Below are 13923 nucleotides of genomic sequence, written 5' to 3' on the forward strand. Positions count from 1 at the left end.
AAATTGTTCACGGACGACTATTCAAGTATTCAACGTCATCGCGAGCTGAGCGAAGCAATCCAGCTCAGTACACAGCCCTGGATTGCTTCGTCGCTGCGCTCCTCGCAATGACGGAACGCTGATGACGGTACGAAACTAACTACGCCCGAGACAGCTTCGGGCCGGTGCCGTAGATCTGGTCGGCACGGGTTTCGAAGGCTTCGGCGAAACGATGGAACGCGGTGTCGAACATCGCTCCCATCAGGGTGGCGAGCATCCGACTCTTGAATTCGTAGGAAATGAAGAAGCCGACCTCGCAGGCGCGCTCCGTCTTGGCCACGAAGGTCCAGCGGTTCTCCAGATTGGAAAACGGACCTTTCAGATACTCGACCAGGATCTTCAGATTGGCGCGATCGAGGGTGACGCGGCTGGTGAAGGTCTCCTGCACCAGTTTGAACGACACCGTCATGTCGGCGATCACGACCTCGGTGCCGTCCGGCTGCTGGGTGCGCTCGCGGATTCTCAACGCCTTGCACAACGGCACGAACTGCGGATAGCGCTCGACGTCGGCAACGAGGTCGAACATCTGCTCGGCACTGTGCGGCACCCGGCGCCTGCTGGAAAACTGCGGCATCGAAGCGTCTCAGCGCGCCAGCGCAGCGCGCGCGGCCTGGAGCTTGGCAAAATCGTCGCCGGCGTGATGCGACGAACGTGTCATCGGGCTCGCCGACACCATCAGGAAGCCCTTGGCGAAGGCGGTCTTCTCGTAGGAGTCGAATTCGTCCGGCGTGACGTAGCGCATCACGGCGTGATGCTTGCGGGTCGGCTGCAGATACTGGCCGATGGTGAGGAAATCGACCTCTGCCGAGCGCAGATCGTCCATCACCTGCAGCACTTCGTGCCGCTCCTCACCGAGCCCCACCATGATGCCGGACTTGGTGAAGATCGTCGGGTCGAGCTCCTTCACCCGCTGCAGCAGCCGGATCGAATGGAAGTAACGCGCGCCCGGCCGTACCGACAGATAGCGCGACGGCACGGTTTCGAGATTGTGGTTGAACACGTCCGGCTTGGCCGCGACCACTACTTCTAGCGCACCGTCCTTGCGCAGGAAGTCCGGCGTCAGGATCTCGATCGTCGTGGTCGGGCAAGCGTCACGTACCGCGCGAATGGTGGCGGCGAAATGCGCCGCTCCGCCGTCGGCGAGATCGTCGCGATCGACCGAGGTAATCACCAGATGCTGCAGGCCGAGCTTGCGGGTCGCCTCGGCCACATAGGCAGGCTCGTTGGCGTCGAGCGCGCCCGGCATCCCGGTCTTGACGTTGCAGAACGCGCAGGCCCGGGTGCAGGTGTCCCCCATGATCATGAAGGTGGCGTGCTTCTTGTCCCAGCACTCGCCGATATTCGGGCAGCCGGCTTCCTCACACACCGTGTGCAGGCCGTGCTCCTTGACGATGCCGCGGGTCTCGCCATAGCCGCGCGTGGTCGGCGCGCGCACGCGAATCCAGTCGGGCTTCTTCGGCGACAGCGCATCCGGCCGCGCCGCTTTCTCCGGATGCCGGGGGCGGACGGGATTGGATGACACCGTATCGACGAGAACGACCATGGGCTGCCTGAGCTTGAGCGAGAACCCTACCTAATCCGGCCGCCCCCGTCCCGCAACCCAGGCCGCTTGCAGGCCGTTATCCCTTGGAATAATGCTCGAATTGTAAGCATCGCGCCCCGCGCCGGCCACGCCTTCTGGCGCCCAAGTCCCTGTCCCAGATGACCAAGCCCCGCGCTCCGAAAGCCTCGCCGGACGGAACACCCCTCTCCCTCGGCCCGCTGCTGACACGCCGGTTCTTCGCCCGCAGCGTTCACGACGTGGCGCCGGAGCTTATCGGCGCGACGCTGCTGTTTGATGGCGTCGGCGGCGTGATCGTCGAGGTCGAGGCCTATCACCACACCGACCCGGCGGCGCATTCGTTCGGCGGGCAGACGCCGCGCAACGCGGTGATGTTCGGACCACCCGGCTATGCCTATGTGTACCGTTCATACGGCATCCATTGGTGCGTGAATTTCGTCTGCGAGGCCGAAGGCTCGGCCAGTGCGGTGCTGATCCGCGCGCTGGAGCCGATCCACGGCCTCGCGGCGATGCGCAAGCGCCGCGGCCTCGACGAGCCGCGCAGCCTGTGTTCCGGCCCCGGCAAGCTGGCGCAGGCCCTCGGCATCACCATCGCTCACAACGGCCTGCCTCTCGATGCCGCACCGTTCGCGATCCATCGCCGGATCACCACGCCGGAGATCACCACCGGCCCGCGTATCGGCATCACCAAAGCTGCGGATTATCCGTGGCGATATGGGCTGAAAGGCTCTCGATTTGTCAGTAAAGCGTTTCCTCGCTGACAGTCAGCAGAGCTACCACATCTAACAACCGTCATCGTCCGGCTTGTCCGGACGACCCAGTATTCCAGGGTGCTGCGGCTCAACAAAACCGCTCTGGAATACTGGTCCCTCCGCATTCGCGGAGGGTGACAACCTTTTACGGGATACGTGCCGCCTGTCCGGCGCGGATACGTATCAGCTCGCGTTCTTGAGCCGAAGCAGCGCTTCGAGGATCTTGACCTTGCGCGCGACCGCCGCCTCGCGCTTTTCGCGTTCTTCCTCGACGACTTCTTCGGCAGCATTGGCGACGAACTTCTCGTTCGCCAGCTTGGCTTCGGCGCGCTTGATGTCGGCTTCGGCCTTGCCGAGTTCCTTCTCCAGCCGCGCCTGTTCGGCGGCGAAATCGACAACGCCCTTGAGCGGCAGCGCCGCCACCTCGCCGCGCACCAGAAGCTGTACGGCCCCTTGCGGAGCGGCATCCGCGGACGAAATCTCGCCGACCCGCGCCAGCCTCTTGATCACGTCGCTCCAGCGGCTCGCCCGCGAATTGGTGTCGGCGGACGCGCCGGCCAGCACCAGCGGCGTCAGGGTCGACGGCACGATGTTCATCTCGGCGCGTACCGATCGGATCGCGGTGACAAGATCGACCACCCAGCCGATCTCGGCTTCCGCCGCATCGTCGGAGAAGTCCGGCGCCACCGGCTCAGGGATCGCCAGCATGGCCGGCCCCGCCATCGGGTCGGTCGCGGCCGACGCAACCAGCACCGACATCTCTTCGTCGGACATCCCGGCCTTGCGCGACCACGGCGCCAGCGCCAGCAATCCGTCGCGGGGGGCGGTCACCGCCCACAGCTCTTCGGTGATGAACGGCATGAACGGGTGCAGGATCTTGAGGATCTCGTCGCGCGCCCACGCCACCATCGCGCGGGTCTCGGTCTTGGCGGCCCCCTCCTCGCCCATCAGCACCGGCTTGGCGAGTTCGAGATACCAGTCGCAATACACGTTCCAGACGAAGCGATAGGCGGCTTCGGCGGCGTCGTTGAAGCGGTAGGATTCGATCGCCTCGGTGACTTCGCGCACCGCACGCACGGTCTCGTGTGCGATCCAGCGGTTGAGCGTTTCCTTGGCCGCGGTGTAGTCGAAGCCGGCCGGCGCAACGCAGCCGTTCATCTCGGCGAAGCGGCAGGCGTTCCAGAGCTTGGTGGCGAAGTTGCGATAGCCTTCGACGCGCGAGGTCGCGAGCTTGATATCGCGGCCCTGCGCCGCCATCGCGGCCAGCGTGAAGCGCAGCGCGTCGGCGCCGTATTGGTCGATCAGGTTGAGCGGATCGATGACGTTGCCCTTCGACTTCGACATCTTGGCGCCCTTCTCGTCGCGGACGAGGGCGTGGATGTAGACGGTCGGGAACGGCACGTCGTCCATGAAGTGCAGGCCCATCATCATCATCCGGGCGACCCAGAAGAAGATGATGTCGAAGCCGGTGACCAGCACATCGGTCGGGTAGTAGCGATCGAGCTCGGGCGTCTCGTCCGGCCAGCCGAGCGTCGAGAACGGCCACAGCGCCGACGAGAACCAGGTGTCGAGCACGTCCTCGTCACGGGTGATGAATCCCTCGCGCTTGGCGGGATCCTCCGCCATGTCGTGCGCCTGCGCGGGCGTGATCACTTCCTGTTCGACGTAATAGCCGAGCGCGTTGCCGACCGCCTCCGCCTCGGTCTCGGCGACGAACACCTTGCCATCCGGCCCATACCACGCCGGGATCTGATGACCCCACCAGAGCTGGCGGGAGATGCACCACGGCTGAATGTTCTCCATCCACTCGAAGTAGGTCTTCTCCCAGTTCTTCGGCACAAAGGTCGTCTCGCCCGAGCGCACCGCGGCGATCGCCGGCTGCGCCAAGGTCTTGGCGTCGACATACCATTGGTCGGTGAGGAACGGCTCGATCACCACGCCGGATCGGTCGCCGTGCGGCACCATGTGGACGTTGGGCTCGATCTTCTCCAGGAATCCGAAATCGTCGAGTCGCGCCACGATCATCTTGCGCGCGACGAAGCGATCGACTCCGTCGATCTCCTCGGCGAATTCACGCGCACCTTCCGGCAGCCCCTCAAGATAGGCGCTGTTGTCGGCGACCGATATCTTGCCCTCGATGTCGAGCACGTTGATCTGCGGCAGATGATGGCGCTTGCCGACCTCGAAGTCGTTGAAGTCGTGCGCAGGCGTGATCTTCACCGCGCCCGTGCCCTTCTCGGGATCGGAATATTCGTCGGCGACGATCGGAATCCGGCGGCCGACCAGCGGCAGGATGACAGACTTGCCGACGAGATGCGTGTAGCGCTCGTCCTCCGGGTTCACCGCGACGGCGCTGTCGCCCAGCATCGTCTCGGGCCGCGTGGTGGCGACTACGATGAAGCTCGACGGATCGGCCGGATCGAACGTCTTGCCCTCGATCGGATAGCGCAGATGCCAGAGGTTGCCCTTCACCTCGACCTGCTGAACTTCGAGATCAGAGATCGCCGTCAGCAGCTTCGGATCCCAATTGACCAGCCGCTTGTCCTTGTAGATCAGCCCCTGGCGGTGCAGCTCGACGAACACCTTGGCGACGGCGCGAGACAGCCCCTCGTCCATCGTGAAGCGCTCGCGCGACCAGTCGCACGACGCGCCGAGCCGCTTGAGCTGGTTAACGATGACGCCACCGCTCTCGGCCTTCCACTGCCACACCCGCTCCAGGAACTTGGCCCGGCCCATCTCGCGCCGGCTCGGCTCCTGCCGCTCCATCAACTGGCGCTCGACCACCATCTGGGTCGCGATGCCGGCGTGGTCGGTGCCGGGTTGCCACAGCACGTCGCGCCCACGCATCCGCTCGAACCGGCACAGGATGTCCTGCAGCGTGTTGTTGAGCGCGTGGCCCATGTGCAGCGAGCCGGTGACGTTCGGCGGCGGAATGACGATCGAGTACGGGACAGCGTCGCGGCGCTCCGGACGGCCGGCCTTGAAGGCCTCGGCGTCTTCCCAGGCACGCGCGATGCGGGCCTCGATGTCGGCTGGCTGATAGGTTTTCTCGATCATGGCGCTGCAATCAAAAAAGGCGCGTCGCCGGGCTGCGAACGCGCTCGTTGGACGTGGCTAGAAACCTTCCGGCGCGCCGCAAGTCAACAATGGATGGCCGGTCCATTCGATCGGGCGGGACATCGGGCGAGACGTTGGCCGCCCCGCGCGGAAGCTCAGCGCCCGCGCGAGACCCGCTCGATTTCCTGGCGGACGATCCGTTCGACCAGAGTCGGCAGGTTGTCATCGAGCCAAGACTTCAACATCGGCCGCAGCATCTCTTTGACCAGATCCTCGAGGGTGCGGGCATTGTTGCTGAGCACGGTGGTGGCGAGCGAGTTGAACGCCGATTCCACCGCAGCGGACGTCGTCCGCGACATGATCGGCTGCTGCGGCTCCTCGTTCCAGGACGGAGCGGGCGGCGGTTCATAGGCCGGCTCCGGGGCCCGCGGCTTCGGCGCGGCTTCGGCGAACTCAATGTCGTCCTCGATCGGCGCCTTCTGAACCGGCGACGGTGGCGGCGGAGGAGGCGTCGGCTCGGGTTCAGGCTCCGGCAGCGCCATCTCGTCGGTCAATTCGAGAACGTCGCCATCGGGCTGTGGCGGGCGCACCTCTTCCTCGGTGGTGTTGGCATCGAGTCCAGCCAGCAACGCGTCGATGTCATCCTGGCTGTTGCTCTCGGCCGGGGCCGGCGTCGGCGGAGGAGCCGGCTTCGGCGCGGCAGCGGCAGGCTTTTGCGGCGCAGCTTGCGCCACCGGACTCGGTGCAGACGGAGGTGGGGTCATGGCCGCGGGTTTGCTCGGCGGGGGAGCCGCCTTCGGCGGCTCCGGCTTCGGGGCAACGGCCACCGGCGTCGGCGCCGGGGTCGCGGGCTTTGCTTCGTCATCGGCAATGATGCGACGGATCGACGCCAGAATCTCCTCCATGGAAGGTTCTTGCGCCTTTGCAGGCTGCGTCATCTCCGACTCCACATCATCACGCCCTTCCCGGCGTTGTATCATCAAAGCTCTTCGGGAGAGACCGGTTCCGGATCGGTAGCGTCAGGTTTGACGTTGGAAGCAGGACTTGTCCCCAGCATCAACTGCGGTACGCCCCGAGGTTCACTCCACGCGCAACGACGTCAAGCACCGCCAAACACGGGAGCATTTCCGATGCGAATCGTCGCGACGACTCGAACAACGGTAGGCAGCCGATTAGTTGTTTGCAAGCAAAGCGCCCGGGACAAACGCCCGGGCCGCACCTCGGACGGCGATCAGCGGCCGTCGGGCGTCCGAACTCCGCCCCAACTGTCGCGGACCTGATGATAGTGTACGCTGGGATCATAAACGTTGGTCTTCAGGCCGAGCACCTGCGGCGACAGCCGACCAATCGCATTGAGCACCGCGTAGGACGCCACCACGCGGTCATGCTGCGCGGTCACCAGCGCGACGCGGGCATTCACCAGCGCCTGCTGCGCGTTCAACACGTCGAGCGTGGTACGCTGGCCAGCGCGAGCTTCTTCGCGAACGCCGTTGAGCGCGATCTCCGAAGCCTTCACCTGCGACTGCGCAGACGAGACCTGCGACTTTGCAGCCTGCAACTGGCCCCACGCCTGCACGACGCTGGCACGGGTCTGGTCGCGCACCTGCTCGAGGTTGAGGCGCTGCTGCGCCAGCGTCTCCTTCGACTGCCGGATCAGGGCGTATTCACCGCCGCCCTGGTAGATCGGGATCGAGAGCTGGGCCACGCCCGAAGCCTGGAACTGACGCGGCGATGAGATCGACGGTTCCCAAGATTGCTGCGCGCTGGCCTGCAGCGTCAGCGTGGGAAACAGCGCACCCTCGTTGATCTTCACATTGAGATGGCTGACGTCGATGCCGTACATCGCTGCTGTGACGTTCGGGTTCTCGACCAGCGCCAGATTGATCGCCTGCGCCAACGTGCTCGGCAGAAAACGATCGACCGGCGAGCCGGGCGCGAGATTGCCGGGCTCGTTGCCGATGATGCGGCGATAGTTCGACCGTGTGGTGGTGAGCGTCGATTCGGCGGCGAGTTGCTGGGTATTGCCGGCCGCGAGCTGAGCCTGAGACTGCGCCACGTCAGTCCGGGTCACTTCGCCGACATTGAAGCGATCGTTGGTTTGCCGCAGCGTCTGATCGAGCACACGCACGTTGGTCCGCTGGACTTCGAGCGTCGCCGAATCCCGCAGATAGTCCATGTAGATGGTGGCCGCAGACAACAGCACCGACTGCTCCAGCACCCGCAACCCTTCGCGGGCAGCGGACACCTGACTCTCGGCGGCACGCGTGCGGTTCGCCGTCTGATTGCCATTGAACAGCGTCTGAGACGCGGTCACACCGACCGATCGAGGGATCTGCGTGCCGGACAGTTTGAATTGGTTACCTGCGAGGTTCGAGATCGCATCTGTGTATTGATATCCGCCCGACGCCGTGACAGCGACTTTCGGGCGATAGCCGGACAGCGCCTGCGGCACTGATTCGTCGGTGGCGCGGACCGATGCTCGTTGTGCGTTGAGCTGGGGATTGTTCTGATAGGCGCGGATCAGCGCAGCCTCGATGGTTTCGGCGTGAGCCACCGCATGAGGTGCGCACACCAGAACGACGCCGGCAACGACAAGGCCGGAGACTCGCTTGAACCCATCCATGTCTGGCAATCCAATCCTACACTTTTCCCCGCACCGGAACCGAAGCCGCCTCGCACCCTGGCAAGCGCCGAAAAACCGGTAAGTCTATCCTCACCATAAGCCACGGCAGCGACTTAAGAAACCCCTCGGAACGCGAGAGAAGCAAAACTCCCGAGCTGGGGCATTCGCGCCACAGGTATGATTCCTCAGCAGAATTTGCCTAGTTTCAGTCAGAACACGAAGGCCGCGGGCCGCTCCATTCCGGGCAGCACAGGCACGAACGCGTCGAACAAAACGCGGGTCCCAAAGTCACCGACAGACCTAGTCACGACGGTAACCCGCTGCGGCCCACCATCAGCAAAGGCGCCGACCAACCGGCCACCGAGCTTGAGCTGCTCATACAGAGTGCTCGGCTCGACCTCGGTTCCACCACACAGCAGAATGGCGTCGAACGGCGCGTCGTGCAGATCGCCCCGGGTCGCCTCGGCAACCCTGACATTGATGTTGGAAAGACCCAGCGCAGCCAGCGTCGAACGCATTTGCTGCGCCAGCGTCTCGTCATCGATGGTCGTTGTGACCCGGTCCCCGAGCTTGGACGCGACCGCCGCGACGTAACCGGTCGGACAGCCGACCACGAGAATGCGATCCTCCCGGGTGAGCTCTGCAGCCTGCATCATGCGCGCGGTCATGATCGGATTGAGAAGGAAGTGCTTGCGACCGTCGCCTCCGACGATCTCCAGATCGAGATCGAGATACGCCAACTCGCGCTTCGCCTCGGGAACGAACGCTTCGCGCCGCAGCGACCGCATTGCATCGATGATTCGCCAATCCGTCACGCTGGCAGGCCGAATTTGGCCATCGACCATGTTTTGCCGCGCGCGCTCGAATTCCAACATCCTCGATCCCCTGCGATGAAACCCGCGTCATCCATGCTGCAACGCGCTTCAAAACGCAACTGGCCGCGCCGTTCACAGATTTGGTGTCATGGGGGCTTCACGCCGGGCTCCATATCCCCTACATAGCCCTCGCCGTCACGGCGGCTCGCCGCAGCGTTGCGGCGGAAACGGCCGGTGTCGATCGACCGATTTCTGCTTTTCAACGCTGAACGGCTTTGTTATACGCTGCCCGCGAAGCAACGCTTCGCATGTTCCCTGGTAGCTCAGTGGTAGAGCAACCGGCTGTTAACCGGTTGGTCGCTGGTTCGAATCCGGCCCGGGGAGCCACTTCCATTTACCACCAGCGCTGCAAGACAAGCCCGGCTCGACCGAGATATGGTCGCAGCCCTCGCCTCTTTGCAGGCCCGGCTGTCACGCCGGTGTGACCCATCCTGGCATCCTTCCTGGAACGTTCTCGCGCTGGCGCACGTTGCGCCAACGCGATCCAACGAAGGAGACCAAGATGTTCAAATCGACAACGTTTGCAGCCGCTGTGTTCGCGGGCGCTGTGGCCCTGACGACCGCCGCATCGGCGCAGCAGCCGATTCAGCACCGCGGGCAGCACTACGGCTCGGACATGCAGCGTCACCATGCGTACCAGCATCGTTCCGATCAGGACCGCTGGTCGCAGAATCGTCAATGGCGTGACAGCAACGCGTTCTGGCCTGGTCAGGTAGCCGCAGGTGTGGTCGGCGGCGCCATCGGAGCGGCCGGCGCGATCGCAACGGCGCCGTTCCAGGCCGGATATCAGGGCGACTACGACATGCGCAGCTATGCGGCGCGTAACGGCTTCGTCTGTCTTCCCGGCACGACGTTCCGCGGCGAAGACGGACGCATGCATCTCTGCCAATAAGCGCCTGATCTGAAGCGCCGAGCCTAGCCGCCTCCGTTCGGGGGCGGCTTTGCCGTGGCATCGCGACTCGCGATCGGCTTTGCGAAGTTCCGAACAAAATGGCCGATCGATAAAATTCGAACGATCCGCTCAACAGGGCTCACAACAGTTCTTGTCACACTCCGGTTCGGACAGGGGAGCCGAACCATGAGCGAAGCCGAATACAATATGCTGCTGGAATCCATCAGCGACGCCGTCGCGGAAACCGCGCAGGACAACATCGTGCGTCCCAACGTCGTGGCGACGATGCGCCGCGCCGCGAACGACAATTCGGTCGAATGGCCGCTGCTGCCGTTTCCGTCCGATTGGTACGCCTCCTGCTGACAGCGTCCGCAGACCTAACGAGCGTCCTGCGAGACAGTGTCCGCCAGCGAATCCAGATGTCGCTCCGCCAGCTCTTCGATCACCAGATCCGGCCTCTCGCGTTCGATCAGCGGTATGATCTCCCGTGACGGCTTGAATCCGGACCGGGCGACATAGACCACTTCCCCGAAGCTTCGCGACAGATACTTGATCAGGCCTTCGGTGAAAGAATCGCCGATGAACATGATCTTATGCCGCGCCTGCGGACAGAACGTCCGCTGCATCGACATATCGTCGCCGACCGGCTCGGAAGCTGTCGCCGTGAAGGCACAGCGATCGGGTAGCATTGCCGACGTCCGCGTCGCCTCCCGCCGCGTCAGTCCTGCCATGCCGGCAAGATCGCCTGCATGCTCCGAAGCGACCGCAAACTGCGTCGTGTCGAGATCGATCACCGCCAGATTGGGCAGCGGCAGCGCAGCCATGATGCGGCGATAGCCGAGATAGGCACCCCAGTCGGTCCAGTGCGAGTCGTCCTTGAAGTACACCTGTCCATCCGCCTTGCCCTGCCGCAGCGTCGCGCGCAGATCGAGCACCGGCAGATGTTCCTTTTCGGCCATCGTCCCAACCTGATCGAGCTGCGACGGCGGATCGCGCCGTGACATGTAGGCCGGCATCTCCTCCCGGTAGATCGTGTGCTTGTCCGGCACCACGACGAACAGATACGGCCGGTTCGCGACCTGCAGCGGGCGCATCCGCAGCGCCAGAGCTCTGCGGGTGTTGTCGAGCTGCAGCGAACTCAGCGGGCGCTGATTGCGATACAGCTCGATCGAATTGTCGCCAGCGTAGAACAGCCAGTCGTCCTTGCCGAACACCACCTTGTCCGACGGCGAACGCCCCAGCATCACCGTGGTGAAGTTCGAATTCAGCCGCAGCAGCAGCTTCCGCAAGCCGAAATTGTCGTTGAAATACGCGTCGAACCGCTCCGGAAAGCTGTCCCACTCCGCAGCCGTGCGCGGCCATCCCGGAATCTGCGTCAGCGCGCGGTTCTCTCCGATGCTGATCTCGGCGTGCTTGAACGCCATCGCGATCAGCGACGTGAACGAGAATGCCATCACCAGGCCGACCAGGGCGCCGCTGTAGAGTCGCGCGCTGAATGAGGCTCGCTGCATCGCTAGAACCGGAAGTAGATGAACGGATTGTAGGTGCCGGCCGCGACCTGGCTGCCGGCGAGCAGGCCGATCGTCAACAGAACAATCAGCCTGCCGGCCATCATCACGGCGCCATCCTGTCCGATCTGCAGAGTGCGGACGTCGGCATCCACCCGCCCCTGACTCTGGTGGCGGCGCAATCGCCAATCCGCTGTCAGCGGACTAAACACCGCTGCGCTCGCGAGGCTCCCCATCACCAGGCAGATCACCACCAGCGGATCGATATCGCCAAGGAAATCGAGCGACCAACCCGCGCCGAAGCCGGCCATCGCCCTCAAATAGATGATCGCGTGCGAAAGATCCGTGGCGCGGAAGAACACCCACGCCAGCGACACCACGGCGAGTGTGTAGAGATGCCGCACCGGCCGCGGCATCCGCGCCAGCGCCGACGCCAATCCCAGCCGTTCGAAGATCAGGAACAGGCCGTGGATCAGCCCCCACACCACGAACGTCCAGTTGGCGCCGTGCCACAGACCGCACAGCAGGAACACCGTGGCGAGATTGATGTACACCCGCCACGGCGCGACGCGGTTGCCGCCCAGCGGGATGTAGAGATAGTCGCGCAGCCAATTCGACAGCGAGATGTGCCAGCGCCGCCAGAACTCCTGCAGTGACTGCGACAGATACGGATAGTTGAAATTCTCCAGGAAGGTGAAGCCGAACAGCCGCGCCAACCCGATCGCCATGTCCGAATAGGCCGAGAAATCGAGATAGATCTGCAAGGTATAGCAAAGCAAGCCGAGCCAGGCCGCGCCCGGGCTGAGATCGGCCGCCGGCAGCGCGAAGATACGGTCGGCGACCTCGCCGAGCGGATTGGCCAGCAGCATCTTCTTGCCGAAACCGGCGAGGAAACGCTCGATCCCGGAAGCCGCCAGTTCGAGCGTCACCGGCCGGCGCCGGAGCTGGTCGGAGATGTCGTGGTAGCGGATGATCGGGCCGGCGATCAGTTGCGGAAAGAATGCGATGTAGAGGGCAAAGTCGACCGGCCGCCGCTGTGCCCGGGCAACGCCGCGATAGACGTCGATCACGTAGGACAGCGCGTGGAAGGTGAAGAACGAAATCCCGAGCGGCAGATGCGGCGCCACCACGCTGACCGGCGCGATTCCCACCGTCTCAAGCAGCGCGTTGAGGTTCGTGATCAGGAATTCTGAATACTTGAACACCGCCAGCAGGCCGATGTTCAGCACCACAGCGGCGGCCACCACCAGCTTGCGCCGGCCCGGGTCCGTCAGGGCATCGAGCGCCAGCCCGAGCAGCCAGTTGCCGAAAATCGACCCCAGCATCACCAGCGCGAAGAACCGCTCGCCCCAGGCATAGAACACCAGACTGGCGACCAAGAGCACGCTGTTGCGAAGCGGCCGCGGCACGCTCCAGTAGACCAGGAGCAGCAGCGGCATGAACAGGAACAGGAACACAGGCGAACTGAACAGCATCAGGCCATCGCCCTCGCTTCCCAGTTCCTGCAGTCGCGCCTCGGCATCACCGCCCCGTCCTTTGGTGCGTCTTCTCCTTGCGCGACCGCCCCCGATTGTTCAAGGGCGCCTCTGTCCCCAGCGCAACGCGCTGTGCGGCGGTTGCCTATCGCCGTCCGTCCGTATAAGAGTTCGCCGCGTGGGGCCACGTGGCGGAGTGGTTACGCAACGGTCTGCAAAACCGTGTACACCAGTTCAATTCTGGTCGTGGCCTCCACTTTCCAATCAAACACTTAGCCGATCTTCCGGAGACTCGACGGGAACCTGCGTCGAGGCAAGCGTCGATGCGCGCGGAATCGTGTTGCGCACGCCCCCCGCACTCGACGATCTGTGGCGATGTGATCGCGTCCGGCGAGCGCCTGCCCGCTCACCCGCGCCGCTTGCGCCGCCAATCGCGCTTCTTCGGCTTCGGCGCCAAATCTGGCCGCTCGGCCTGCACCTGCTTGAACCGCGCCAGCATCCGGTCGAAAGCCGACAGCAAGACGGTCTCGATGTCTGGGCGATGCTCCAGCCGCGACAGCAGCATCGCGGCGGCTTCCAGCGTCGACAGCCCGTCGCGGCGCGGCTCCTTGCGCAGGCGGCCGTAACGCGACGGCGCCGCGGGATCGAGAATCACCCGCTGACATTTCAGCATCCAGGCGTTGCGCCACCACAGCGCCTTGGCTTGGCTCCAGGTGCCGTCCAGCAGCACCACGCCCTCGATCTCGTCGAGGATCATGTCCTGATACGGCTCGGGTTGCCCCTTGGCGTCGACCGCGAGGATCTCCCGCCCCTCGGCCAGTTCGGCCGCGCGGGCGGAGCCGAGATACAGCACCGCCCAGCGCGACGGATCATGCACGGTGCGGCCGAGCGCCTTGGACAGGCTCGGCCACGACAGCCCGATTCGGACCACGGCGTTCTTGAAATGCTGCGCGGTCAGCCGCGCGGTGCCGAGCGCACGGTCCTGCTCCTGCGGATGCTGCAGAATCAGAAGCTGAATCCGGCTGGGGATCGGCTCGACCGTGTCGCAAATGCACAGCGGCAGCGGCTTACCGCAGCGAGCACACTCCGGCTCCGGCGCGCCGCGCTCTGCGGCATGGGTGTCGTGTTCGGTCGTCATCTC

At 64.3% G+C, this 13923-nt stretch carries 12 protein-coding genes and 2 tRNA genes; 5 read left to right on the plus strand and 9 right to left on the minus strand.

Going from position 1 to position 13923, the window contains the following annotated elements; translation table 11 throughout:
- Nucleotides 1-139: 139 nt before the first annotated feature.
- Entirely contained in the window at nucleotides 140-613 is a 474-nt protein-coding gene (locus M9H71_RS07405) for a type II toxin-antitoxin system RatA family toxin (protein ID WP_455404412.1), read from the minus strand.
- Nucleotides 614-622: 9 nt separating this feature from the next.
- A complete protein-coding gene (gene lipA, locus M9H71_RS07410) occupies nucleotides 623-1582 on the minus strand; it encodes a lipoyl synthase (RefSeq protein ID WP_455404413.1) in 960 nt (319 codons plus the stop codon).
- A gap of 158 nt (nucleotides 1583-1740) precedes the next feature.
- On the opposite strand from lipA, the gene M9H71_RS07415 reads away from it, so the two are divergent.
- Nucleotides 1741-2361, plus strand: a complete 621-nt coding sequence (locus tag M9H71_RS07415) for a DNA-3-methyladenine glycosylase (RefSeq protein ID WP_455404414.1) — start codon at nucleotides 1741-1743, stop codon at nucleotides 2359-2361.
- 174 nt (nucleotides 2362-2535) lie between these two features.
- Here M9H71_RS07415 and M9H71_RS07420 read toward each other — a convergent pair whose 3' ends face one another.
- The 4 genes from M9H71_RS07420 to M9H71_RS07435 form a co-directional block, all read right to left on the minus strand.
- Nucleotides 2536-5409, minus strand: a complete 2874-nt coding sequence (locus tag M9H71_RS07420; RefSeq protein WP_455404415.1) for a valine--tRNA ligase — start codon at nucleotides 5407-5409, stop codon at nucleotides 2536-2538.
- Between the two features lie 155 nt (nucleotides 5410-5564).
- The gene (locus M9H71_RS07425) at nucleotides 5565-6347 is read right to left on the minus strand and encodes a PopZ family protein (RefSeq protein ID WP_455404416.1); all 783 of its coding nucleotides are present in this window, start codon (nucleotides 6345-6347) and stop codon (nucleotides 5565-5567) included.
- Between the two features lie 293 nt (nucleotides 6348-6640).
- Nucleotides 6641-8032, minus strand: a complete 1392-nt coding sequence (locus M9H71_RS07430) for a TolC family outer membrane protein (protein ID WP_455404417.1) — start codon at nucleotides 8030-8032, stop codon at nucleotides 6641-6643.
- A gap of 209 nt (nucleotides 8033-8241) precedes the next feature.
- Entirely contained in the window at nucleotides 8242-8907 is a 666-nt protein-coding gene (locus tag M9H71_RS07435; RefSeq protein WP_455404418.1) for a protein-L-isoaspartate O-methyltransferase family protein, read from the minus strand.
- A gap of 252 nt (nucleotides 8908-9159) precedes the next feature.
- Here M9H71_RS07435 and M9H71_RS07440 point away from each other — a divergent pair.
- From M9H71_RS07440 to M9H71_RS07450, 3 genes are all read left to right on the plus strand, one after another.
- Nucleotides 9160-9234 (plus strand) — tRNA-Asn (locus M9H71_RS07440).
- 175 nt (nucleotides 9235-9409) lie between these two features.
- A complete protein-coding gene (locus tag M9H71_RS07445; protein WP_455404578.1) occupies nucleotides 9410-9799 on the plus strand; it encodes a hypothetical protein in 390 nt (129 codons plus the stop codon).
- Nucleotides 9800-9985: 186 nt separating this feature from the next.
- The gene (locus M9H71_RS07450; RefSeq protein WP_455404419.1) at nucleotides 9986-10162 is read left to right on the plus strand and encodes a hypothetical protein; all 177 of its coding nucleotides are present in this window, start codon (nucleotides 9986-9988) and stop codon (nucleotides 10160-10162) included.
- Between the two features lie 14 nt (nucleotides 10163-10176).
- Here the strand turns inward: M9H71_RS07450 and M9H71_RS07455 are convergent, their stop codons facing one another.
- Together M9H71_RS07455 and M9H71_RS07460 are read right to left on the minus strand one after the other, a co-directional pair.
- Nucleotides 10177-11310 carry an alginate O-acetyltransferase AlgX-related protein gene (locus M9H71_RS07455; protein ID WP_455404420.1) on the minus strand — a complete coding sequence of 378 codons (1134 nt, stop codon included), beginning with the start codon at nucleotides 11308-11310 and terminating at the stop codon, nucleotides 10177-10179.
- A 2-nt stretch (nucleotides 11311-11312) separates the two neighbouring features.
- Nucleotides 11313-12782, minus strand: a complete 1470-nt coding sequence (locus M9H71_RS07460; RefSeq protein ID WP_455404421.1) for an MBOAT family O-acyltransferase — start codon at nucleotides 12780-12782, stop codon at nucleotides 11313-11315.
- 182 nt (nucleotides 12783-12964) lie between these two features.
- On the opposite strand from M9H71_RS07460, the gene M9H71_RS07465 reads away from it, so the two are divergent.
- A tRNA-Cys gene (locus tag M9H71_RS07465) sits at nucleotides 12965-13038 on the plus strand.
- A gap of 150 nt (nucleotides 13039-13188) precedes the next feature.
- Here M9H71_RS07465 and M9H71_RS07470 read toward each other — a convergent pair.
- The gene (locus M9H71_RS07470; RefSeq protein WP_455404422.1) at nucleotides 13189-13920 is read right to left on the minus strand and encodes a tRNA-uridine aminocarboxypropyltransferase; all 732 of its coding nucleotides are present in this window, start codon (nucleotides 13918-13920) and stop codon (nucleotides 13189-13191) included.
- Nucleotides 13921-13923 lie beyond the last annotated feature (3 nt).

The sequence above is a fragment of the Rhodopseudomonas parapalustris genome, assembly GCF_053772255.1.

What these genes read in the sequence shown, in the direction of transcription:
- M9H71_RS07405 (WP_455404412.1), bottom strand. Translation starts at nt 613, where the DNA reads ATGCCGCAGTTTTCCAGCAGGCGCCGGGTGCCGCACAGTGCCGAGCAG.
- lipA (WP_455404413.1), bottom strand. Translation starts at nt 1,582, where the DNA reads ATGGTCGTTCTCGTCGATACGGTGTCATCCAATCCCGTCCGCCCCCGG.
- M9H71_RS07415 (WP_455404414.1), top strand. Translation starts at nt 1,741, where the DNA reads ATGACCAAGCCCCGCGCTCCGAAAGCCTCGCCGGACGGAACACCCCTC.
- M9H71_RS07420 (WP_455404415.1), bottom strand. Translation starts at nt 5,409, where the DNA reads ATGATCGAGAAAACCTATCAGCCAGCCGACATCGAGGCCCGCATCGCG.
- M9H71_RS07425 (WP_455404416.1), bottom strand. Translation starts at nt 6,347, where the DNA reads ATGACGCAGCCTGCAAAGGCGCAAGAACCTTCCATGGAGGAGATTCTG.
- M9H71_RS07430 (WP_455404417.1), bottom strand. Translation starts at nt 8,032, where the DNA reads ATGGATGGGTTCAAGCGAGTCTCCGGCCTTGTCGTTGCCGGCGTCGTT.
- M9H71_RS07435 (WP_455404418.1), bottom strand. Translation starts at nt 8,907, where the DNA reads ATGTTGGAATTCGAGCGCGCGCGGCAAAACATGGTCGATGGCCAAATT.
- M9H71_RS07445 (WP_455404578.1), top strand. Translation starts at nt 9,410, where the DNA reads ATGTTCAAATCGACAACGTTTGCAGCCGCTGTGTTCGCGGGCGCTGTG.
- M9H71_RS07450 (WP_455404419.1), top strand. Translation starts at nt 9,986, where the DNA reads ATGAGCGAAGCCGAATACAATATGCTGCTGGAATCCATCAGCGACGCC.
- M9H71_RS07455 (WP_455404420.1), bottom strand. Translation starts at nt 11,310, where the DNA reads ATGCAGCGAGCCTCATTCAGCGCGCGACTCTACAGCGGCGCCCTGGTC.
- M9H71_RS07460 (WP_455404421.1), bottom strand. Translation starts at nt 12,782, where the DNA reads ATGCTGTTCAGTTCGCCTGTGTTCCTGTTCCTGTTCATGCCGCTGCTG.
- M9H71_RS07470 (WP_455404422.1), bottom strand. Translation starts at nt 13,920, where the DNA reads ATGACGACCGAACACGACACCCATGCCGCAGAGCGCGGCGCGCCGGAG.